This window comes from Thiocystis violacea (assembly GCF_016583575.1).
GTDB classification, from domain to species: domain Bacteria; phylum Pseudomonadota; class Gammaproteobacteria; order Chromatiales; family Chromatiaceae; genus Thiocystis; species Thiocystis violacea.
Genome location: NZ_NRRG01000204.1, coordinates 1 through 501 on the forward strand (window position 1 = coordinate 1; position 501 = coordinate 501).

At 45.5% G+C, this 501-nt stretch carries 1 protein-coding gene; it reads right to left on the reverse strand.

Going from position 1 to position 501, the window contains the following annotated elements:
• Positions 1–283 precede the first annotated feature (283 nt).
• Positions 284–501: transposase (locus CKO27_RS24205; RefSeq protein ID WP_200377405.1), on the reverse strand; the 218-nt coding region annotated here is incomplete at its 5' end.

The following is a 501-nucleotide window of genomic DNA, read 5'->3' on the forward strand; positions in this document are numbered from 1 at the left end:
CGTGATGATGAAACGTCGCAACTTGTCACCTGCCGGGTGAGCCCTAGAATGGGCGTATTTTACCTCCATCCTCTTGTTATGTAACGGGAATTCTTGGAAGACGGTTCATTCAGTTCACGGAACCAGGTCATATTGTATCTGATTATGGCCTATTTGACGAAGAAGTAAGCGGCCTGAGGCGAGATAAATTTGTGCCTCACTCGACGTAGGCTTGCGTTCAGAGGCTGTATAGGAACACATCGCTATAGTCGATCCAATTAACCGTTAATAGAAATCAATTAACTTACAATTCATATTGTATCTGATTATGGCCTATTTGACGAAGAAGTAAGCGGCCTGAGGCGAGATAAACTTGTGCCTCACTCGACGTAGGCTTGCGTTCATAATCTCTACTCAGCCGACGTGATCGGCCAAGCCATGCAAATGTTCGCTCAACGACCCAGCGGCGGGGTAAAACATGGAAACCTTTAACCCCTTTTTTCTTTTTAACGACTTCAAGCT